Origin of the sequence: Mesorhizobium sp. B2-3-11 (genome assembly GCF_006442215.1) — a bacterium.
Taxonomy (GTDB): domain Bacteria; phylum Pseudomonadota; class Alphaproteobacteria; order Rhizobiales; family Rhizobiaceae; genus Mesorhizobium; species Mesorhizobium salmacidum.
In genome coordinates, this window is record NZ_VFVS01000003.1 from 245,659 (window position 1) to 266,563 (window position 20,905).

16 protein-coding genes are annotated in these 20,905 nt (G+C 64.8%); 11 read left to right on the plus strand and 5 right to left on the minus strand.

The features are described 5' to 3' along the window. Window positions 1-3 precede the first annotated feature (3 nt). The 5 genes from FJ960_RS06615 to FJ960_RS06640 form a co-directional block, all read right to left on the minus strand. Window positions 4-696 carry a hypothetical protein gene (locus FJ960_RS06615; RefSeq protein ID WP_140712640.1) on the minus strand — a complete coding sequence of 231 codons (693 nt, stop codon included), beginning with the start codon at window positions 694-696 and terminating at the stop codon, window positions 4-6. Between the two features lie 13 nt (window positions 697-709). Beyond that, the gene (locus tag FJ960_RS06620; RefSeq protein ID WP_140712642.1) at window positions 710-1,258 is read right to left on the minus strand and encodes an invasion associated locus B family protein; all 549 of its coding nucleotides are present in this window, start codon (window positions 1,256-1,258) and stop codon (window positions 710-712) included. 91 nt (window positions 1,259-1,349) lie between these two features. Beyond that, complete coding sequence (locus tag FJ960_RS06625; protein ID WP_140712644.1) at window positions 1,350-5,813, minus strand: YadA-like family protein; 4,464 nt, start codon at window positions 5,811-5,813, stop codon at window positions 1,350-1,352. Between the two features lie 197 nt (window positions 5,814-6,010). Then, the gene (locus FJ960_RS06630; RefSeq protein ID WP_181169734.1) at window positions 6,011-6,430 is read right to left on the minus strand and encodes an AraC family transcriptional regulator; all 420 of its coding nucleotides are present in this window, start codon (window positions 6,428-6,430) and stop codon (window positions 6,011-6,013) included. A gap of 507 nt (window positions 6,431-6,937) precedes the next feature. Further along, window positions 6,938-7,126, minus strand: a complete 189-nt coding sequence (locus tag FJ960_RS06640) for a hypothetical protein (protein ID WP_181165818.1) — start codon at window positions 7,124-7,126, stop codon at window positions 6,938-6,940. Between the two features lie 322 nt (window positions 7,127-7,448). Here FJ960_RS06640 and FJ960_RS06645 point away from each other — a divergent pair, with 322 nt between their 5' ends. The 11 genes from FJ960_RS06645 (at window position 7,449) to FJ960_RS06695 (ending at window position 20,879) form a co-directional block, all read left to right on the plus strand. Further along, a complete protein-coding gene (locus FJ960_RS06645) occupies window positions 7,449-8,912 on the plus strand; it encodes a phosphatidylserine/phosphatidylglycerophosphate/cardiolipin synthase family protein (RefSeq protein ID WP_140712648.1) in 1,464 nt (487 codons plus the stop codon). A gap of 142 nt (window positions 8,913-9,054) precedes the next feature. Further along, complete coding sequence (locus FJ960_RS06650; protein WP_140504068.1) at window positions 9,055-9,855, plus strand: endonuclease/exonuclease/phosphatase family protein; 801 nt, start codon at window positions 9,055-9,057, stop codon at window positions 9,853-9,855. 122 nt (window positions 9,856-9,977) lie between these two features. Beyond that, window positions 9,978-10,298: a hypothetical protein gene (locus FJ960_RS06655; RefSeq protein WP_140712650.1), complete on the plus strand. Its 321-nt coding sequence runs from the start codon at window positions 9,978-9,980 to the stop codon at window positions 10,296-10,298. A gap of 129 nt (window positions 10,299-10,427) precedes the next feature. Continuing rightward, window positions 10,428-11,030, plus strand: a complete 603-nt coding sequence (locus FJ960_RS06660; protein ID WP_140712652.1) for an ANTAR domain-containing response regulator — start codon at window positions 10,428-10,430, stop codon at window positions 11,028-11,030. 2 nt (window positions 11,031-11,032) lie between these two features. Next, window positions 11,033-12,259: a CmpA/NrtA family ABC transporter substrate-binding protein gene (locus tag FJ960_RS06665; RefSeq protein WP_181174161.1), complete on the plus strand. Its 1,227-nt coding sequence runs from the start codon at window positions 11,033-11,035 to the stop codon at window positions 12,257-12,259. Window positions 12,260-12,469: 210 nt separating this feature from the next. Further along, window positions 12,470-12,796 carry a hypothetical protein gene (locus FJ960_RS29415; protein WP_181166645.1) on the plus strand — a complete coding sequence of 109 codons (327 nt, stop codon included), beginning with the start codon at window positions 12,470-12,472 and terminating at the stop codon, window positions 12,794-12,796. Window positions 12,797-12,860: 64 nt separating this feature from the next. Further along, entirely contained in the window at window positions 12,861-14,162 is a 1,302-nt protein-coding gene (locus FJ960_RS06675) for a nitrate/nitrite transporter (protein ID WP_140712656.1), read from the plus strand. 20 nt (window positions 14,163-14,182) lie between these two features. Further along, complete coding sequence (gene nirB, locus FJ960_RS06680) at window positions 14,183-16,633, plus strand: nitrite reductase large subunit NirB (RefSeq protein WP_140712658.1); 2,451 nt, start codon at window positions 14,183-14,185, stop codon at window positions 16,631-16,633. 5 nt (window positions 16,634-16,638) lie between these two features. Beyond that, window positions 16,639-16,968 (plus strand): nitrite reductase small subunit NirD, encoded by a 330-nt coding sequence (nirD, locus tag FJ960_RS06685; RefSeq protein ID WP_140504078.1) that lies wholly within the window; start codon window positions 16,639-16,641, stop codon window positions 16,966-16,968. Between the two features lie 3 nt (window positions 16,969-16,971). Beyond that, window positions 16,972-19,650: a nitrate reductase gene (locus FJ960_RS06690; protein WP_140712660.1), complete on the plus strand. Its 2,679-nt coding sequence runs from the start codon at window positions 16,972-16,974 to the stop codon at window positions 19,648-19,650. A 314-nt stretch (window positions 19,651-19,964) separates the two neighbouring features. After that, complete coding sequence (locus FJ960_RS06695; RefSeq protein WP_140712662.1) at window positions 19,965-20,879, plus strand: hypothetical protein; 915 nt, start codon at window positions 19,965-19,967, stop codon at window positions 20,877-20,879. Window positions 20,880-20,905 lie beyond the last annotated feature (26 nt).

A 20,905-nucleotide genomic window follows, 5' to 3' on the forward strand; every position in this document is an offset into this window, starting at 1 on the left:
TCCTCACTTGGCCGCCGATGCGATGGAAATCACCACGCATGTGTTGCCCGTCGGCAGCAGAAGCGCTTCACCCGTGTTGCCGCCAAGCTCGTACACTTCGACCTGTCCGAGATGATCCGTGATCTTGCTGCCTTGCGGAAGAACGGAGGGAATGTCCGCGCACGGGCTGGCGAACGGCGCCACCCGCACCATCGCGCCCTCGCAGCCCGAAGCGGTGGGCGATGCGAAGACCACGCCGGCGGCCGGCCCGCTGTAGCGGTCCGTGGCATAGTCCATGCCGACAAAAGCCTGGACGGCGTGCTTGTCCGCGGCCTGGTCGTTCCACAGGGATTTGACGCTGTATTTCGTGCCGGTTGTCAAAAGCTGTCCGAGCACCGGAAAAACGGTCGAGCAGGCCTGTACGCCGGCCTGCTTGACGTGCTGGAGGAAGGGCGTGTCCGGCAGCGCGGGAGCGGCGGCGGCCTCGGCCTGTGCCGCCGTCGGGCTGCCGACCAGGCCGGCGATCGCGGCATAGTTCGCGCCGGCGAAGCCGATGCCCATCATGGCCAAGCCCAACAGCGACAATCCGACGATGCGCGGCCACCGCCGCGGCGGCTCGACGGGCCTCTTGCGGTCCGGCTCGACGATCCTTTTGCGGTCCGGATCGACGGTCGGATTGCTGCGCGTCGCGGAGATGAACGGGTCTTGCTGGCTCACGGTGCTGCCTCGGTCATTTGATTGGCGCAAGGGCCTCTGATAGCCCCTTGAGCGTTGCGGTGACGGTAATGGTCTGGCCATCGACGGTCGGGTAGGAAATCGCCGGCGTCGCCTTCTGCGCTATCTCCTGGCGCATCAGGGGTCCCACCGGCAGCATGCCGACGCAGACCATCTCGTTGCAGCCATTCAGATGCACGTCGATCGGTTCGGCGCGCCCATCGAACTTCAGCGACACCAGCCCATCGCTCCTGGCGTTCGGCGCGGTGCGTAGGATCATGTAGGGCTTGCCGTCCTGGGTGGCCGCGAGCGACCAACTGAACGCCATCTTGCCGGCGCCGTCCTCGATCACCTGCGAGACGTTGCAGACCTTCTTGCGCGCCTTGAGGTTCTCGTCGCAGATCAGTGTCCAGTTCTCGAAGGGACGGATGGTGCGCTGGTATTGTCCGAGCTTCACGTCGGGAGGCAAGACCACGTCGGAGGGCTTGATCCTGTAGGGCGAAGCCACCTGCCCGACAGCTGGCGCCAGCCCGCCGGCAAGCGCCAGGCAGGTCAGGCATGCCAAGGCGAATCCGGGAAAACCAGACGGTCTTCCCGGATCAGCGTCTAGCCTGTCATGGCCGGTTCGCCTGTTCATTGCCGCCCTGCTGCCCACCTCAGTTCAAGGTGAAGCTCAGGCCGGCGCCGACACCGACATTTCCACCCGCCGCCGTGCCGGACACGTTGCCACGGATGCGGCCGTCCTCGCTGGTGTAGCCCGCGCCGAAGGCAAAGGCGCTCGAATCCCGCCAGAAGCCGCCGCCGGCTGCCACGCTCAGCTTGCCGGGACGGTCGTCATAGCGCAGCGAGGCCGCCGCCAGTCCGATTGCCGCCGCCTGCCGGGCTTCGTCCCTGATGCCGCTGATGTCGGAATTGAGCTGGCCCACTTTCTGGTCGGTATAATTGTTGGCCTGCTGCAACGTCGTGACCGCCACCTGGTCGGTATAGGTCTTGCTCTGGGCCAGGTTCAGGTTCAGCTGGTTGACGTTGACCGCGTCGGTGCCGGCAACGCCGGGGCCGACGTTGGAGATGACGACAGGCGCATTCGGATCGCCGCCCTGCAGCGTTATCTTGTTGGTCTTGGTCGTCGATCCGTCCGGATTGTTGACGGTGTCGTATTGCACGGTGTTTTGGACAGTGCCGCCGATGCCGCCGATCGTCTTGGTCAGGTCCTCGATCGCCGTGTTGGTGGCGTAGAGCTGCGAGCCGTTGATCGCATCGGTGCTGCCGGAAGAAACGCGTCCGGCGGCGACATTGGTGATCGTCCGCTCGGAGCCGGCGTCGCCGACGCTGACGGTTCCGGTCGGGGTGGTGCCGGCATAGGCGTAGGTCTTGCCGTTGATGGTGGTGCTGGACGTACCGACCGCGGTCTGCGACACCGAACCCGAACCGAGCGCCACATCGCTGGCGTTGTTGGCCTGTGCGCCCTGGCCGAGCGCGACGGCGCCTTGGCCCGCGGCTGTCGAACCATGGCCGGCGGCCAGGCTGTCTGTGCCGCTCGCCACGCTCTCCGGCCCGATCGCCACGGCGTTGGTGCCCCCGGCGACGCTGTCTGCCAGTCCCGAATTGGCGTGGAAATACTTGATGCCGCCGCCATTGTTGATGTTGGTCAGCGCATTGTCGACGGCGGTGAAGCCATCATAGACGGTCGAATAATTGTTGCCCTGGATATTATAGGTCGGGCCGGTGATCGAGCCGTCGGGATTGACCGTGGTGCCGCCGCCGAACAGGTTGGTTACGTTCTGCGACACGCCGCGCAACTGCGAGACGTTGACGCCGTCGGTGTCGGCCGAACCCGCCGCGACATTGGTGAGCTTGCGTTCGGCCCCGGCGCCGCCGATCGACACCTCGCCCACCGAAGTCTGCGGGGTGGTCAGGGCAAAGGCCGTGTAACCGGCCTGTGCGCCGACCGTGGTGACGGACTGCGCGCCCAGCGCCACGCTGTTGATGAAGCTGCTTTGGGCGCCGGCGCCGAGCGCCACCGACTGGATGCCGGAGGCGAGCGAATTGGTGCCGAGCGCCAGGCCGTCGGCCAGCATCACATGGGCGTTCTGGCCGATGGCCGTGCCGCCGGGTGCCGTCTGGTCGACGACGGCGCCGTTGCCGATGCCGATGCCGTTATCGCCGTTGACGACCGTGGTCGGACCGACCGCGACCGATTCCGCGCCGACCGCCAGCGAGTCGCCCGCCACCGAATTGGCATGGAAATACTTGGTCGAGGTGGCCGATACGGCAGCGATGGCGCCGGCGAGCTGGCGCACCGTCACCGCGTCCTGGTCCTGCGTGCCGTCGGCCACATTGGTGATCTGCCGATAGGATGTGGCGTTGCCGACCGACACGGCGCCGCGCAGCGTCTTGTCGGTGGTGTTGTACTGGATGAAGTTGGATGGGCCGGCGGGCAGTTGCCCGGTAGCCGGAGCGATCGCGCGATCGGAGACCGAACCCGAGCCGAGCGCCACGCCGCCGTCGATGCTGGCGTTGCTGTCGCGGCCGAGCGCCAGCGCGCTGACCCCGGTCGCGGTCGCCTGGTAGCCGACCGCGGTGGAACCGACGCCTTGTGCGAAGGAGTCCGTCTGCGCCAGGCCGGCCTCGTTGGTGCGGGCGTAGCGGATGCCTATGCCGTTGGCATCGGTGTAGGCGGTCGAGGTGTCGCCGGCAATGTTGTTGATCGTGTTGCCGAGATTGGTCACGCCACTGCCGATATTGGCGATGTCGGTCGTGTTCTGCGTCACCTGCTGGTTGGTGGCGAAGAGCTGCGAGCCGTTGACGGCATCGGTCGAACCGCCGTTCAACTGCCCGGCCGCGACGTTCTGGATCTGGCGCTCGGCGCCGGCCGAGCCGACCGAGAAAGCGCCCGCCGGCGTGCCGCCGGCGAAGCTGTAGTTGACGCCGCCGATGGTTGCGCCGCCGACATTGGTCGTGGCACCCGACGCCGAATTCAGGCCGATCGCGACGTCGCCGGCATTGTTGGCCACCGCGTTCGGGCCGACAGCGACGGAATCGGCTCCCAGCGCCTGGGAGTCAGGCAGCGCCGAATTGGCATGGAAATACTTGATGCCGCCGCCGACATTGATGTTGTTGACGACGGCGCCGATGGCATCAACCGCCTGGTTGGTGGCGAAGAGCTGCGAACCGTTGATGGCGTCGGTCGAGAGCGCGCTGATCCGCCCCGCCGCCAGGTTGGTGATGGTGCGTTCCGCTCCGGGCGCGCCGATGCTGACCGTCGAGGTCGGGTTGGTGCCCTGGAAGGCATAGATCGTGCCGTTGACCACTCCACTGGCGGTGCCTACCGCCACGGCGGTCACCGAGCCCGAGCCGAGCGCCACGTCGCCGGAGCTTGCCGCCGCCGTCGCGCCGTTGCCCAGCGCGACATTGCCGGCGAGACCGGCGGCACCCGCCGTCGAGCCGTTGCCCAGCGCCACCGAGCCCTGCCCGATCGCCTTGTTGTTGTTGCCGATGGCGACCGCGCCGGCGGCCTGGTTGGCGGCGGTGGCGGTTGCCGTGCCGTCGCTGTTGGCGATGTTGTTGGCGCCGCCGGTGAAGGCGCCGGTGCCGCTGGCGAAGCTCGGATCGCCGATGGCCACCGCGCCGTCACCATAGGCGGTGTTGTTCGCACCGATGGAGATGGCTTGGCCGCCGGTCGCCACCGCGTTGGTGCCCATGGCAACCGCGTTGGTGGAACTGGCCGCGGCATTGTTGCCGATGGCGATGGCGCTCGTGGCCGACGCCGCGGCGCCGATGCCGAGTGCGGTGCTGGCGACCCCGCTGGCGTTGGCGCTGACGCCGGCAGCGAGGGAATTGTCTCCCGTCGCCTTGGATCCGGACCCGAATGAGGAGGCATTTTGGCCGCTGGCAACGGCGACGTTACCAACCGCTGTGCTGGCGGCGCCACTCGCAACGGAGGTGGTGCCTATGGCGATGGCAGATTGAGCGCTCGCGTTTGCAGCCGTTCCCAGCGAAGCTGCATTCAAGCCACTCGCAGCGGCATTGTTGCCGATCGCCGTGGCGTTGACGCCCGCGGCCTGGGCTCCAGACCCCGCCGCGACCGTGCCGGTAGCGCTCGCCACGGCCAAATTGCCCAGTGCCAGCGAGAAGTCGGCCGAAGCGGTGGCAGAGCGACCGAACGCCCCGGAGCTTGTCCCCGCAGCATTGGCAAATAGGCCGATCGCCGCGGCGTTCGTGCCAGTCGCCTTGCTTTGGCGGCCCATCGCGATCGTATCGACCTGGGACGCCGTCACATCAGTACCGATAGCGATGGCGCTCTGGGCCAGCGCTCCCGTTCCGGCGGCAGTGCGCGAGCCGAGATAGACTGAGTTTATCGTGGTTGCAGTCGCCTGAAAGCCGATTGCAACGGCATTCTGGGCGCCTGCGTTCGTGTTGGTACCTTGGGCAATGGTGTCCAGTCCCGACGAGACCGCGTTACTCCCGAGCGCGATGGCGCGCGTCCCGGTGGCTTTAGATGACCAACCCCCGGCGAATGACAGGGAACCGCTGGCCAAGGAACTGACGCCGACCGCGGTGGAGTTACCTCCGGAAGCAACGGAGAAGGTGCCCAAGGCGCTGTCGCCGGCGCCGGTGGCACTGGCGCTCACGCCGATCGCCACCGTGTTGACATTATTTGAGATTGTGCCAGAGCCCAGCGCCACCGCGCCGCCGGGGCCCGTGGCCGACGCGGTCCGGCCAATGGCAATCGAATATTGTGCCGCCGAATTGGCCTGGAAACCGACTGCTATGGCCCAGTTAAGGCTGGCGGTTGAGCCATTTCCGATCGCCACGGTCTCGGGACCGGTCGCTGAACCGCCGCCAGCCTGATATTGCGCCTGAGCCGGCATCGCAGCCATGCCGATCGCGAAGGCGCCCAGCATCGCGGCCGCCGCCGGCATCCCGCCGACCCCGAGCGTTCCCAGCCCCAGGCGCTTGCGCCCCATACCCTGCGCGCGATGAGCCATGCGCAGGACCGCCATCAAACGACGGCGAACCGAGCGAGAGCGAGGATCGGCATTCGCGATCCAGTTGCCGGCGAAACGCGCCGCGCGACGCTGCACAACAAGTGAGCCGCTCGAAGTCTTGGTGTCGGTCATGGTGCCCTCTCCGCTGGCCGGCATGGAATCGTCTGACAATTCCAATCCACGACAGGAAGACATGATTCCTGCTTGCGGTATTTCACGATATTGCTGTCTTGTGAGAAAAGAGTCGAGCAACCCGGCAGAGGTTAACGGCTCGTTACTTTAGCCGATGCTTTAAGACCAAGCAGTGAAACAACGCCGCAAGTCGACCTTCATCTAACCTTGGCGTTAAGCTTACCTACCCGCGCCTGCAATGGCGTCACCTGCCGGTATTTCTTCATCATGGTGGTAAAATGGCTCTGGCTAGAAAATCCGCAGGAATGAGCGATGTCCGCGATCGTCATGCGGCTGTCGGCAAGCAGCCTTTCGGCAAGGTCCAGCCGCAGGTCGAGGACATATTGGTGCGGCGGCACCCCGAACGTCCTGGCAAATGCCCGCACGAAGTGAGAGGGCGAAAGCGCGCAGACCGCGGCGATCTCGGCAAGCGACAGCTTGCGGGTGAAGTTCTCGTGCAGGAAGTCTTGCACCTTGCGTGCGGCACGGGGAGAAAGCCCGCCTTTTGCAGTGAGCGCCGGCTGCCGCGCCGAATTGATTCGAGAAACTGACCCAGGGGGGCCATCATCGCCCGGCATTCTTCGGCCTCCTGACATGTCCCAGATAAAGTTCAACCCGAGGCTTCCTTCCCCGTTTCGCCGGAAAACAATTCGTGATTGATCGCAGCGGGCCTGCAGCGTCAGGCCCGTTCATGGGATCGATGCGTCCCGACGGCGAACAATGCGCGGGCTGCATGGGCGCAAGCACGACCCCTACGGAGTATTCCTTGGCCAGGAATGTCCGCGAGCCGGGCCCGCGAACGGAATAAATCACGCGTCCTTGCGCTGTGGCCCTGCGCGGACCTGCACTTTCAGGAATGATGTCCAGGACGTATCGAGCTGCTCGCTCCCGATCGATGCCTTGGGAAACGCCGCTTTCCCGTGCCTCGTCCGCATTTTTCATTCGCGCTGCCTCAGCCGTCCGACGCCGCCTCAAATCCCCTTTCCCGACCCGGAAGATAGCGTAACGCTCGCACCTTGACTTGGGAAGAACTCCCACGCGCAAATAAAAATCTTTATTCGAGATAAAGATGGAAAAATGAACGGCTAGAGATCTCCGCGCCGGTTCTCGTACAGATCCCAGGCGAGTTCCACGATAGTCAGAAGAACGTCGTCCCGGTTCCACCCGGCAGCCACCGCAGCCTGGACGATCCCGTTGACGAGAGGCAGCAACTGGTCCTGGCAATCGGCCGACATATCGCCGTCGCCCGGCCCTTCGAAGTTGAACGTGATCATCCGGCGCCCCCCTCGCCTTCAGCCGAAGTGTTACATCGGCAATTTCATTCCCCCTTATATACAACGGATGCGGTACCAAAGTACAGGAAGCCCTGGAAGACCAAAGCAGAATGGGAGGGGCGCCGGAGCACAACGGCTCTATGCTTCCCCGGGGTCAGGGTGAACGCCGCTTTCAGCGTCTTGGTTGAGTTGCTCAAATAACCGTGCGCCGGCCGTTCTTGCATCCGTAGACACAACCCGGTAGCGCCGCGCGGCCAATGGGCGGATGTGGACATCGCCGGCTGCATTGCCTTCCGCGGGCGCTCGCTGGATAGTCCCGGCAATGTTCGAGACCCTGGTGATTCACTGGACACAAATACTGGCGATCATCTCGGTGGTGATGGCGACCATCGGCATTGCCCATGCCGTCATGACCAAGGAGGACGTCCGCGCCGCCACCGGCTGGGTCGGCGTCATGGTGCTGTCGCCAATCCTCGGCGTGCTGATCTATGCGGTGGCCGGCATCAACCGCATCCGCCGCGCCACGATCAGCGCCCAGCGCCCGCTTGCCGAAGGCCTGGTGTCGGCCAAGCATGAGCGCGACGTCGCCGCCGAAGAGGCCTTGATCGTCGAGCGCTATGGACAGCGCTTCACCGGCCTCAGGACGCTGGGCGACAGGGTGGCGCGGCGCGCGCTCAACCCGGGAAATGCAATCGACGTGCTGGAGAGCGGCGACGAGGCCTACCCCGCAATGTGCGCGGCGATCGACGGAGCCGAGCGCAGCGTCCTGCTGGAGACCTATATTTTCGACAATGACGGCGTCGGCCTGCTTTTCGTCGAAGCGCTGGCCGGCGCTGTCCGGCGCGGCGTCACCGTGCGTGTGCTGATCGATGCCGTCGGCGCCCGCTACTCCGTCCCCAGCATCCTGGGGCATCTGCGCCGCGCCAACATTACGGCGGATGTCTTCAACGGCAACATCGTCATGGGCCTGCGCCTGCCCTATGCCAACCTGCGGACCCACCGCAAGATCCTGGTGATCGACGGCACGGTTGCCTTTACCGGCGGCATGAACATCCGCAAGGGATTTTCGTCGGAGTTCGCCGGGTCGAACAGCGCCAGGGACACGCATTTCCAGGTCACCGGACCCGTCGTCGCCGACCTCTTCTCGGTCGCCGCGGAAGACTGGCGCTTCGCCACCAAGGAGGCGCTGAAGGGCGATGCCTGGCGGATCACACCGGTTTCACCGCCCGCCGGCCAGCCGATGCTGGTGCGTGCGGTCGCATCCGGGCCGGATGCCAGCAACGAAACCAACCACAAACTGCTGATCGGCGCCTTCTCGGTGGCGCGCAAGTCGATACGCCTGATGTCGCCCTATTTCCTGCCAGACCGGGAACTGATCAGTGCCCTGGTCACCGCGGCCAGGCGCGGTGTCGAGATCGATGTCGTGGTGCCGGCGGTGAACAATCTCTTCCTTGTCGACCGCGCCATGACCGCGCAATTCGACCAGATCCTGAAGAATTATTGCCGCATATGGCGCACGGAAGGACCCTTCGACCATTCCAAGCTGCTTTCGATCGACGGCGTGTGGGCCTATGTCGGGTCCTCCAATCTCGACGCCCGCTCGCTGCGGCTCAACTTCGAGATCGACCTGGAGGTCCTCGACGCAGGCTTCGCCACCGAGATCGAGAGGCGGATCGAAACGGCGATCGAAACGGCTGTTCCAGTCACGCTGGCCTCCTTGCGGGCGCGTCCCTTCATCATCCGCCTGTTCGACCGCATCCTCTGGCTGGGTTCGCCCTATCTCTAGAAAAAACCATTATCTCCGAGAAAAATCCTATCTTTAACAAAACGACGTGTTTGCCCGGTAGCATGTCACCAATGATGGAACATCGGCCGAAAGACTCTATTTCTAGGTACATGGTGAGAACCGTAGGGATGATGGGCGCGTTATGCGAATGAGCGGGCGCAGCCTGCCGGCCAGCATGCTCCTGTCCATTCGCGACAGGCGGATGCGCAAGGCCAACGCCTTGTCGCCGAAGAAGGACGGCGTCACCGGGACGCTGGTCGCCTCCTACAACGTCCACAAATGCATCGGCGTCGACCGCAAATTCGATCCCGACCGCACCAGCCGCGTCATCCGCGAGATCGCCCCCGACGTCATCGCCCTGCAGGAGGCCGACAATCGTTTCGGCGACCGTGTCGGGCTTCTCGACCTGCACCGTCTCGAACTGGAAACCGGCCTCGTGCCGGTGCCCATTTCCGCAACGGGCAAAGGCCACGGCTGGCACGGCAATGTCCTGCTGTTCAAAAGGGGCGTCGTTCGCGACGTGCATCAGATCAGGCTTCCGGGTCTCGAACCGCGCGGCGCCGTGGTGGCCGAGATCGATTTCGACGGAAATCAATCCTTGCGCATCATCGCGGCCCATCTGGGATTGCTGCGCCGCTCCCGCTCGCAACAGGCCCAGGTCGTGCTCGATCTCATGAACAGCCCCGATGAGAAGCCGACGCTCCTGCTCGGCGATCTGAACGAATGGCGGCTCGGAAACCGCTCCGCGCTGAACACGCTGCACGCGACCTTCGGCCCGCAGCCACCGGCAGTCCCCACCTTCCCGTCCAACCTGCCGCTGCTGGCGCTCGATCGGATCATGGCCAACCGGCACGGCATCATCGCGGCCGTCGAAGCGCATGACACGCCGCTGTCGCGCGTGGCCTCCGATCATCTGCCGCTGACCGCCTTCGTCCACTTGTAGTGATTTTTGCCGCGCGTCGGTCACGTCTTGATGTCCGCCGCGTTGGAAAGCGTGTGGTATGTACCCTGGAACAAGCTCCTCCTGTTGCGAGTTGATGCCAGTCAACCCCAGGAGGACGAAACGTGAAGAAGGTGATTTTGGCTTCCCTATTGGCGTTTGCCGCGACGGCTTCAGTCATTGCGCCAACGCAAGCCGCAAGTTTGACGATTCAGTCCGATGACGACAACCAATATTCCTCGGATGACGATTCCGGGATTGTCGTTCGCCGTCATCATGTGCGCCGTTATGACAACGAATACGATGGCGACCGGAACGCTCAGTACGAAGACTACGACAATGGCGGCTACCGCTGGCACCGCCGGCACCACCGCTGCCACACGGAAACGATCGTGCATTGGCGCCACCACCACAGGGTGTTCGAGGACGTTCGCGTCTGCGGCTGAGGCCGCTCCGTCTCCTGATCCTATCCTTGGCGGATTGCCGCCAAGGATAGCCGTTGACGTCCGTCGCCTTTCCACGGACGCGGCTATTGCCGCATTGCACAAATTCCCCAGCATGCCCACAATGCCGGCATGATCCGAACTTCACTCGCCGTCCTGGTGATCGATGAAAACCGCATCCGCGCTTCGATAATCGAGGCCGGCTTGCGCGAGGCGGGCCATGAGCGGGTCACCGTCATCCATGACGTCAGCGGCATTGCGCGCGGCATCGCCGAGATCGAGCCCGACGTCATCGTCATCGACCTGGAAAACCCCAACCGCGACATGCTGGAAAACATGTTCCAGCTGTCGCGCGCGGTGAAGCGGCCGATCGCCATGTTCGTCGACCGTTCCGACCAGGCCTCGATCGAGGCGGCGGTCGACGCCGGCGTTTCGGCCTATGTCGTCGACGGGTTGAGGCAGGAGCGCGTCAAGCCGATCCTCGACATGGCGGTGAGCCGCTTCAACGCTTTCTCGCGCATGGCGCGCGAGCTGGAAGAGGCGCGCAGCGAGCTCGAGAGCCGCAAGGTGATCGACCGCGCCAAGGGCATCCTGATGAAGTCGCGCGGCCTGACCGAAGAGGCCGCCTACACGCTGCTGCGCAAGACGGCGATGAACCAGAATCGCAAGATCAGCGATATCGCCCAGAGCCTGGTGACTGCCGCCGGGCTTCTCGGACCGGCGGAGGACGAATAGACATGGGCGCCGAGCACCAGATCACCGCCGGCTTCATGCCGCTTTTCGATAGCGCCGTCCTGGTCGCTGCCGGCGAACTGGGCTTTGCCGCGCGCGAAGGCATCGATCTCACGCTGCACCGCGAGACCTCCTGGGCCAACATCCGCGACCGCATCGCCATCGGCCATTTCGACCTCGCGCACATGCTCGGGCCGATGCCGCTCGCCTGCAATCTTGGCCTCACCCCCCTCGCCTCCGAGACCATCGTGCCCTTTTCGCTGGGGCTCGGCGGCAACTGCGTCACCATCTCCAACGCCGTCTGGGCGGGCATGGAGGCGCACGGCGCCGTGCCCGATCTCGATCCGGCGCGCGCCGGCGCGGCCCTTGGCGCGTTCATCCGCGAGCGGGCGGCCGCCGGCCGCGACCCACTGCGCTTTGCCGTCGTACATCCGCATTCCGGGCACAATTACGAACTGCGTTACTGGCTTGCCGCCTGCGGCATCGATCCCTCGCGCGAAATCGAGATCGTCATCGTGCCGCCGCCCTTCATGGCCGACGCGCTGGCAGCCGGCCGCATCGACGGCCATTGCGTCGGCGAACCCTGGAACAGCGCCGCCGTGGCAGCTGGCACCGGCCATATCGTCACCGTCAAGGCGCTGCTCTGGCGCAACAGCCCCGAGAAGGTGATCGGCGCGCGCAAGGCTTGGGCCGAACAGAGCCCCGAGGCACTGGCGGCGCTCTTGCGCGCACTGCATCACTCGGCGCGCTGGTGCCAGGATCCCGCGAACCGCGACGAATTGGCCGCGGTGATGGCGCAACGTGGCTTCCTTGGCCTGCCGCCGGCCGTCCAGATGCCGATCCTGACTGGCCGTCTCCGGCTGGGCGGCGGGGCGGAGCTGGACATCGACGACTTCTTCGTGCCGTTCGACAAGGCGGCCAACTTCCCCTGGAAAAGCCATGCGCTGTGGTTCTACACGCAGATGGTCCGCTGGGGGCATGTCGCGCACACGCCGGAAAACCTTGCCATCGCCCGCGATTGCTACCGGCCAGACCTGTACCGCTCGGCGCTGAAGCCGCTCGGCGTCGCGCTGCCCGGCGCCAATGCCAAGGTCGAGGGCGCGCTGAAGGTGGCGACGCCGGTGGGCTCGGCGGGCGCGAGCCTGGTGCTTGGCCCGGACGGCTTCTTCGACGGCCAGATCTTCGATCCCGACGAGATCGACGCCTATATTGCGAGCCAGTCGCGCCGCTGATCATTCGCGCGCCATTCTTGTGCATTGCACAAAATTTATGCGATCCATCGACCGGATTGGTCAATGTTTGACCTTATCCGTTGCTGGCGCGACCGAACCATGAGTCGGCGATCTAACTGATTTCGTTAGACATTCCAGCCAGTTCAGAAACTGGCACGGTTCCTGCATTGAAATAAACGAGCCCTTCTCGGGCAATCGAACAGGCGTCCAATGGCGGGCGCCACAGGCAAAGCTGCCGCTCAGGTCTACACGCGATCCCGGATGTACGGACGCGAGGGCCTGGACGGCGGCTTTTTTGTTTTGGACCCGAACACGCAATCAACGGAGCGCCGTTCCCAAGGCGCCCAACCGGAGACGACGATGACGAAACGGATCGGAACAACATCCCTGAAGGATTTCACCCGCCGCGATTTTCTGGTGAGCAGCGCGATGACCGCGGTGCTGTTCACCGTGGCGCTCCTGCTGTTTCCCACCGGCACCAAACCAGAGGGCAAGGCTCCGCAAGTGATCGCGCAAGGCGCGGCCTCTTCGCGCTGACCTATGCCGCACCGCATTCACCACCCAAGAACGAGCGCGGCGATGCCGCAAACCGGAGCCTGACATGACCGCAAATCTCCCAGCCGCGCCCAGCCAGGACACTGCTCCCCGGCAGGCGCTCGTAATGTCCACCATCGCCTTCACCGTCTGCTTCGCGGTGTGGACGATCTTTTCGATCATCGGCGTGCGCATTAAGCAGGATCTCGGGCTGAATGAGACGGAATTCGGCCTGCTCGTCGGCACGCCGATCCTCACCGGTTCCCTCGTGCGCATGGTGCTCGGCGTCTGGACCGATCGCTTTGGCGGGCGGCTGGTCTACACCGCGACCATGCTTGCGGCGGCAATCGCGACCTTCCTGCTGGCTTTTGCGCACACCTACGCGCAGATGCTGGTCGCCGCGCTCGGCGTCGGGCTAGCCGGCGGCTCCTTCGCCGTCGGCGTGTCTTACGTCTCGCGCTTCTTCCCCGCCGGCAAGCAGGGTACGGCCCTCGGCATCTTCGGTGCCGGCAATGTCGGGGCCGCGGTCACCAAGTTCCTGGCGCCGTTCGTGCTTCTTTCCTGGGGGTGGCAGTCGGTTGCGCTGATCTGGGCGGCGGCACTCGTCGTCATGGCTGTCGTCTTCTGGTTCACCACCGGCGATGACCCCGTCATTCGCGAGCGCCGTGCCGGCAAGGCGACACCCGTGAGGAGCTTCTGGCAGGAATTCGCGCCGCTCAAGAACCTGCAGGTCTGGCGCTTCGCCTTCTACTATTTCTTCGCCTTCGGTGCGTTCGTGGCGTTGTCGCTGTGGCTTCCGCGCTATCTGATCGGCGTCTACGGCTTCGGTCTCGCGACCGCCGGCATGATCGGCGCGGCCTATTCAATTCCCGCAAGTGTCTTCCGCGCTTATGGCGGCGTGCTCTCCGACCGGATCGGCGCCCGCACCGTGCTCTATTGGACTTTCGCGGTCAGTGCCGTCGCGACCTTCATTCTGTCTCTCCCCTCGGCAGACTACGTCGTACGCGGCATCAGCGGGCCGATCGCCTTCCATTTCGAGATCGGCCCGCTCGCCTTCATTGCCGTTGCCTGCGTGCTCGGCTTCTTCATGAGCCTTGGCAAGGCCGCCGTCTACAAACACATTCCCGCCTATTATCCACAGAGTGTCGGCGCGGTTGGTGGTGTGGTGGGCATGATCGGCGGTCTCGGTGGCTTTATCCTGCCGATCGCCTTTGGCGCGCTCAACGACCTCACCGGCGTCTGGTCGAGCTGCTTCATGCTGCTCTTCCTGATCGTCGTCACCTGCTTTGCCTGGATGCACTTTTCCATCCGGCGCATGGAGCGCGCGACAGCCGCCGAAGCTCCAGACCTTTCCTACGCCGCAGAGTGACACGGGAGCGGAGTAAGCACATGACCGAAAAACTCGTTATCATCGGCAACGGCATGGCCCCCGGGCGCATGCTGGAGCATCTGCTGGAACAGGCGCCGGGCCGCTACGCCGTCACCATCTTCAACGCCGAGCCGCGCGTGAACTATGACCGCATCATGCTGTCGCCCGTGCTGTCAGGCGAAAAGGCCTATGAGGAAATCATCATCCATGGCGACGGCTGGTACATCAAGCACGGCATCACCCTCTACAAGGGTCACAAGATCGTAGCCATCGACCGCCAAGCGAAGACCGTCACCTCCGATCACGGCGTGACCGAGCCCTACGACAAGCTTGTCATCGCCACCGGCTCGGTGCCGTTCATCATCCCGGTGCCGGGCCACAACCTGCCGGGCGTGCTGACCTATCGCGACCTGGATGACGTCCGCGCTATGATGCTTGCCGCCCAGTCGCGCGCCAAGGCCGTGGTCATCGGCGGCGGTCTGCTCGGGCTCGAGGCCGCGGCCGGGCTGAATTCGCAAGGCATGGATGTCACCGTGCTGCATGTCATGCCGACGCTGATGGAGCGCCAGCTAGATCCGGCCGCCGGCTATCTCCTGCAGCGCGCCGTCGAACAACGCGGCATCAAGGTCATCACCAAGGCCAACACCCAGGCGATCACAGGCAATGGCAAGGTCCAGCAGGTGGAACTCGCCGACGGCACAATCATCCCGGCGACCCTGGTGGTGATGGCGGTCGGCATCAGGCCGAATGCGGCGCTGGCCAAGGATGCAGGCATCGCCGTCAACCGCGGCATCGTCGTCGATGCCGGGATGCGCAGCAACGACCCCGACATCTTCGCGCTCGGCGAGTGCGCCGAGGTGGGCGGCACGGTCTACGGGCTGGTGGCGCCGCTCTACGAGATGGCGCGTGTTGCCGCTCATCAGCTTGCCGGCGACGAGACCGCCGCCTTCGTCCACATGGACACGCCGACCAAGCTCAAGGTCACCGGCATCGACCTCTTTTCGCTCGGCGACTTCGCCGATGGCGACGACCGCCAGGAGATCGTGCTGCGCGACGCTTCCGCCGGCGTCTACAAACGCCTGGTGCTCAGGGATGATCGCATCATCGGCACCGTGCTCTATGGCGAGACGGCTGACGGCGCCTGGTTCAACGACCTGAAGAAGAAGCAGACCGACATATCGCAAATGCGTGATACGTTGATCTTCGGCCAGTCCTACCAGGGGGGTGCCCCGCTGGACCCTATGGCGGCCGTTGCAGCCTTGCCGGATGATGCGGAAATCTGCGGCTGCAACGGCGTCTGCAAGGGCAAGATCACGGGCGCGATCACGGGCAAGGGCCTGACTTCGCTCGACGACGTCCGCGCCCACACCAAGGCGTCGGCCTCCTGCGGCTCCTGCACAGGGCTGGTCGAAAAGCTGATGGTGCTGACCCTTGGTGACACCTACAACCCGGCCGCGGTGCAGCCTATGTGTTCCTGCACCACGTTCGGCCATGACGAAGTACGCCGGCTGATCAAGGCCAAGCACCTGAAGACCATTCCGGCGGTCATGCAGGAACTGGAGTGGAAGACCTCCTGCGGCTGCGCCAAATGCCGGCCGGCACTCAACTACTATCTCGTCTGCGACTGGCCGGACGAGTATGCCGACGACTACCAGTCGCGCTTCATCAACGAGCGCGTCCACGCCAACATCCAGAAGGATGGCACCTATTCGGTGGTGCCGCGCATGTGGGGCGGCGTGACCAATGCGGCCGAACTGCGCGCCATCGCCGACGTCGTCGACAAATTCGAGATCCCGATGGTCAAGGTCACCGGCGGCCAGCGCATCGACATGCTGGGCATCCGCAAGGAGGACCTGCCGGCGGTGTGGGCCGATCTCGGCCAGGCCGGCTTCGTCTCGGGCCATGCCTATGCCAAGGGCCTGCGCACAGTGAAGACCTGCGTCGGCTCCGACTGGTGCCGCTTCGGCACGCAGGATTCGACCAGGCTCGGCATCCGCATCGAGAAATTCATGTGGGGTTCGTGGACCCCCGCCAAGGTCAAGATGGCGGTATCGGGTTGTCCGCGCAACTGTGCCGAGGCGACCTGCAAGGATGTCGGCGTGATCTGCGTCGACAGTGGTTACGAGATCCACTTCGCCGGTGCCGCCGGTCTCGATATCAAGGGCACGGAAGTGCTCGGCCTGGTCAGGACCGAAGACGAAGCGCTGCAGCACATCGTGGCGCTGACGCAGATGTATCGCGAGCAGGGCCGCTATCTCGAACGCATCTACAAATGGGCCAAGCGCGTCGGCATAGCCGAGGTCAAGCGCCAGATCATGGACGACGGCGAGAAGCGCCAGGCCTACTACGAGCGCTTTGTCTTTTCGCAGAAATTCGCCCAGGTCGATCCGTGGTCCGAGCGCGTCTCCGGCAAGGACAAGCACGAGTTCCGGCCCATGGCCTCGGTCGGGTTTGCGCAGGCGGCGGAGTGACAATCATGAACTGGATCGCGATCGGCACCATCTCCGATATTCCCCGGCGCGGCGCGCGCTGTGTCGCCACACCGCAAGGCAAGATCGCCGTCTTTCGCACGGCGGACGACGAGGTCTTCGCCATCGAGGACCATTGCCCGCACAAGGGCGGACCGCTGAGCCAGGGCATCGTCCATGGCGCGGCCGTGACGTGTCCTCTGCACAATTGGGTGATCTCGCTGGAGACGGGCAAGGCGCTTGGCGCCGACGAGGGCGCCGTGCGCACTATCCCGGTGAAGCGGGAAGGCGAGCGCCTGTTCATCGCGCTGGAAGCGCTGGCCAGCCGCGCGGCCTGAACCATGGAGATTGACGAAGCACGCGAGGTGAGGACCACCTGCCCTTATTGCGGGGTGGGCTGCGGCGTACTGGCAAAGATCGCCACGGACGGGCAGGTGTCCGTCCGTGGCGACCCCGATCATCCGGCGAATTTCGGCCGGCTCTGCTCGAAGGGCTCCGCGCTCGCCGAGACCATCGGCCTCGACGGCCGGCTGCTCCATCCGCAAATCCACGACCACGGCTCGTCTTGGGACAAGGCGCTCGACCTCGTCGCTTCGACCTTCTGTCAAACCATTGCCGAACATGGTCCCGACGCGGTCGCCTTCTACGTCTCCGGCCAGTTGCTGACCGAGGATTACTACCTCGCCAACAAGCTGATGAAGGGTTTTGTCGGCTCGGCCAACATCGACACAAATTCGCGTCTCTGCATGGCGTCCTCGGTCGCCGGCCACCGCCGCGCGTTTGGTTCGGACACCGTGCCGGGAACCTACGAGGATATGGAACTCTCCGATCTCATCGTGCTGGTCGGCTCCAACCTCGCCTGGTGCCATCCAGTGCTTTATCAGCGCATCGCGGCCGCCCGCGAAAAACGGCCCGAGATGAAGGTGGTGCTGGTCGACCCGCGCCGCACCGTGACATCTGACATCGCCGACATGCATCTGGCGATCGCGCCGGATGGCGACGTCGCCCTGTTCACCGGCCTGCTCGCCTGGCTCGGCCAGCACAATGCGCTCGATCGTGCCTATATCACGGCGCATACGTCCGGCTTTGGACAAGCACTGTTCGCCGCCTCGGCGCTCAACCTTGCCGGCGTCGCTGCCGCCACGGGGCTCAGCGAAGACGAGCTCGGCCGTTTCTACAGCCTGTTCGCCAGGACGGAGAAGACAGTCACCGTCTACAGCCAGGGCGTCAACCAGTCGTCCCAGGGCACCGACAAGGTCAATGCGATCATCAACTGCCATCTCGCCACTGGCCGTATCGGAAAACCGGGCGCCGGGCCGTTCTCTGTCACTGGCCAGCCCAACGCCATGGGCGGCCGCGAGGTCGGCGGCATGGCCAACATGCTCGCCGCCCATATGGAGATCGAAAACCCCGAGCATCGCGAACGCGTGCAGCGCTTCTGGAATGCGCCGGCGATTGCAGGGAAACCGGGCCTCAAGGCGGTCGATATGTTCAAGGCGGTTGCCGACGGACGCATCAAGGCGCTGTGGATCATGGCCACCAACCCGGTCGATTCGATGCCGGATGCAGGCGCCGTCGAAGCGGCGATCAAGGCCTGTCCCTTCGTCGTAGTGTCGGACGTGCTGGCCGAGACCGACACCGTCCGCCATGCCCATGTCCGGCTGCCGGCGACGGCCTGGGGCGAGAAGGATGGCACCGTCACCAATTCCGAGCGCCGCATCTCGCGCCAGCGCGCGTTCTTGCCGGTCCCCGGCGAGGCGCGGCCCGACTGGTGGATCATTGCCGAGGTGGCGCGGCGCATGGGCTTTGACGGGGCGTTTGCGCATGAGACGCCGGCGGAAATCTTTGCCGAGCACGCCGCGTTGTCGGCATTCGAGAATGACGGCGAGCGCGATTTCGACATTGGCGCTTATGCTGGTGTCGAAGACTACGACGCGCTAGCGCCTTTCCAATGGCCAGGGCCGAGCCCAGGCACCCCCCTCACCCCGACCGGGCACCAATCCATCCGCTTCTTCGCCAACGGCAACTTCTACACGCCCGACCGCAAGGCACGCTTCATCCCCATCCGCCCAACCGTCGAAACCCGCATCACCTCCGACTTCCCGCTCATCCTCAACACCGGCCGCATCCGCGACCACTGGCACACCATGACGCGTACGGGCAAAAGCCCGCGCCTGTCCCAGCACATCGCCGAGCCCTTGGTCGAAATCCACCCAGTGGATGCGCAACGCCACGGAATTGGCGATGCCGACATCGCACGCGTCTCGACCCCGCGCGGCGAGGTGCTGGTCCGCGCGCTGGTGACCACGCGCCAGCGCCGGGGCAGCCTGTTCGCGCCGATGCACTGGACGGACCAATTCGCCGCCAGGGCCCGGCTCGACACGCTCACCGCATCGCTTACCGATCCGGTGTCAGGCCAGCCGGCGTTGAAGCATGTCGCGGCCAGCATCGAGAAATTCACCGCCAGGACCTTCGGCTTTGCCGTGACACGCAAAAGACCCACGACGATGGCCGCCGACTACTGGGCGGTAGCCAGATGCCGGGGCGGCTGGCGGGTCGAGCTTGCCTTTGCCAATGACGATGTCGACTGGACGGCCTTCGCCGGTTCGCTCTTCGATACCGAGGATGCCGAAGTTCTCGCCTATCACGACCGCGAGGCCGGCCAACACCGCATCGCCGCCTTCGATGGCGAGCATCTGACGGGTGCCTTGTTCATCGCGCCAGGTCCGGTCGCGGTGTCGCGCGGCTGGGCGGCCGAGCAGCTCGGCGAGGTCCACGCCAGCCAGCGTCAGCGCTTCAGGATCGTTGCCGGTCGCGCCGGTGCCGGACGGCCCGATGCCGGCGCGACCGTCTGTTCCTGTTTCAACGTCGGGGTCAACCAGATCACGGCTGCCGCGGCCGCTGGCTGCACCACCGTGGACGCCATCGGCGCCGCGCTGAAGGCAGGCACCAATTGCGGCTCCTGCCGGTCCGAGATTCGCGCGATTATCGCGGCCAACCAGGTTCAGGCCGCCGAGTGAAGGCGACCCGCCAGGCCGGGCTGAACTCCGGCCGGAAGTTGGGATCGAACCTTTCCAGCAGAAATCGACTTCGCGGGTGATGGGGTGAAAGACGCCGCCATGGACCAGCAACCGGCCCCTGCAGGCGACCGTCGCGTGACGCCGCTCGCGTGGCTGGATCCCACCGTTCGGCTGACCATTGTTGGGAGGTGTTTTCCAAGCCATAGCAAGCAGTTGGCGAAATGCGCCATGAAATCGTCGCCGTGGATCTGTGGCTCGGCTGGCGCTGTCCTCCGCAATTGGTACGTCTGGACACGCGTGTTGAAGACTGAAAAATGGGGAACGCAACCTCGCCATCCGAGTTGATTCAAAGCATCGGGAGATCAGCGCTGAATCTGGAAGACATAGCCGGCCATCCGGCCTTGCACCGCTACGTTCAGGAACAGTCGCAGTCCCTGATCCGCATCTATGAGGAAAGCCCGCGCCTGGCTTCCATCTTTGCCACACAGCAGCGCTGGCTTTTGGGTCATGTCGGCCTTGCCATGCACTTCAGGCGAGACCCGAATGACCGCCGCAAGGAGCTGACCGTATCGCGTTTCATCGAGGTCGTGCACAAGAACGCGGTGGCCAGCCGCAACACGGCGGACGCCTTCATCAAGGAGATGCTGCACTACAACATCGCCGAGTATGTGGCGGGCGGCGACGGCCGCACGCATCCCCTGCAGCCGACAGCGGCCACCATCGAGCGATTCACCGGCTGGGTAACAGCCCATCTGCGCACGCTCGACCACATCGACGGCGGCGACCGGCTGGTCAGATTCCTGGAGCGGCCCGAGATGCTTGCCACGCTGCAGCCGCTGGTGGCTGACGGCCTGCTTGCGTCCAAGCCGGTGCGCGAACCCAACCAGACCTTCTCCCTGTTCATCTGGCTCAACAATGGCGGCATCGTCATGGACTGGCTGATGTCGGGCATCGACCCCAACCACGCCGGCCTGGAGCGGATTCCGACGGGCGTGGTTTCGATAGGTGACTTCGCCAAATGGCTCAAGCTGTCGCGGACCCATCTCGGCCGCAAACTGCGCACGGCGGAGGAACTCGGCAGCATTGGCTGGCTTGGTCAGCGTGGCCATTCGGTGATGTGGGTGTCGCACGGATTCTACGAGGAATACATGACCGTCCAGGCCGCCAAGCTGGCCGTCGTCGACACCGCCTTCAAGGCCTGTTTTCCGGCATCGCAGGGCGACGGCTGAGCAGCGCCGCGCATGAGAGTCATTCC

What these genes read in the sequence shown, in the direction of transcription:
- FJ960_RS06660 (WP_140712652.1), top strand. Translation starts at nt 10,428, where the DNA reads ATGATCCGAACTTCACTCGCCGTCCTGGTGATCGATGAAAACCGCATC.
- FJ960_RS06630 (WP_181169734.1), bottom strand. Translation starts at nt 6,430, where the DNA reads ATGCCGGGCGATGATGGCCCCCCTGGGTCAGTTTCTCGAATCAATTCG.
- nirB (WP_140712658.1), top strand. Translation starts at nt 14,183, where the DNA reads ATGACCGAAAAACTCGTTATCATCGGCAACGGCATGGCCCCCGGGCGC.
- FJ960_RS06645 (WP_140712648.1), top strand. Translation starts at nt 7,449, where the DNA reads ATGTTCGAGACCCTGGTGATTCACTGGACACAAATACTGGCGATCATC.
- FJ960_RS29415 (WP_181166645.1), top strand. Translation starts at nt 12,470, where the DNA reads ATGGCGGGCGCCACAGGCAAAGCTGCCGCTCAGGTCTACACGCGATCC.
- FJ960_RS06665 (WP_181174161.1), top strand. Translation starts at nt 11,033, where the DNA reads ATGGGCGCCGAGCACCAGATCACCGCCGGCTTCATGCCGCTTTTCGAT.
- FJ960_RS06650 (WP_140504068.1), top strand. Translation starts at nt 9,055, where the DNA reads ATGCGAATGAGCGGGCGCAGCCTGCCGGCCAGCATGCTCCTGTCCATT.
- FJ960_RS06640 (WP_181165818.1), bottom strand. Translation starts at nt 7,126, where the DNA reads ATGATCACGTTCAACTTCGAAGGGCCGGGCGACGGCGATATGTCGGCC.
- FJ960_RS06690 (WP_140712660.1), top strand. Translation starts at nt 16,972, where the DNA reads ATGGAGATTGACGAAGCACGCGAGGTGAGGACCACCTGCCCTTATTGC.
- FJ960_RS06675 (WP_140712656.1), top strand. Translation starts at nt 12,861, where the DNA reads ATGACCGCAAATCTCCCAGCCGCGCCCAGCCAGGACACTGCTCCCCGG.
- FJ960_RS06625 (WP_140712644.1), bottom strand. Translation starts at nt 5,813, where the DNA reads ATGACCGACACCAAGACTTCGAGCGGCTCACTTGTTGTGCAGCGTCGC.
- FJ960_RS06695 (WP_140712662.1), top strand. Translation starts at nt 19,965, where the DNA reads ATGGGGAACGCAACCTCGCCATCCGAGTTGATTCAAAGCATCGGGAGA.
- nirD (WP_140504078.1), top strand. Translation starts at nt 16,639, where the DNA reads ATGAACTGGATCGCGATCGGCACCATCTCCGATATTCCCCGGCGCGGC.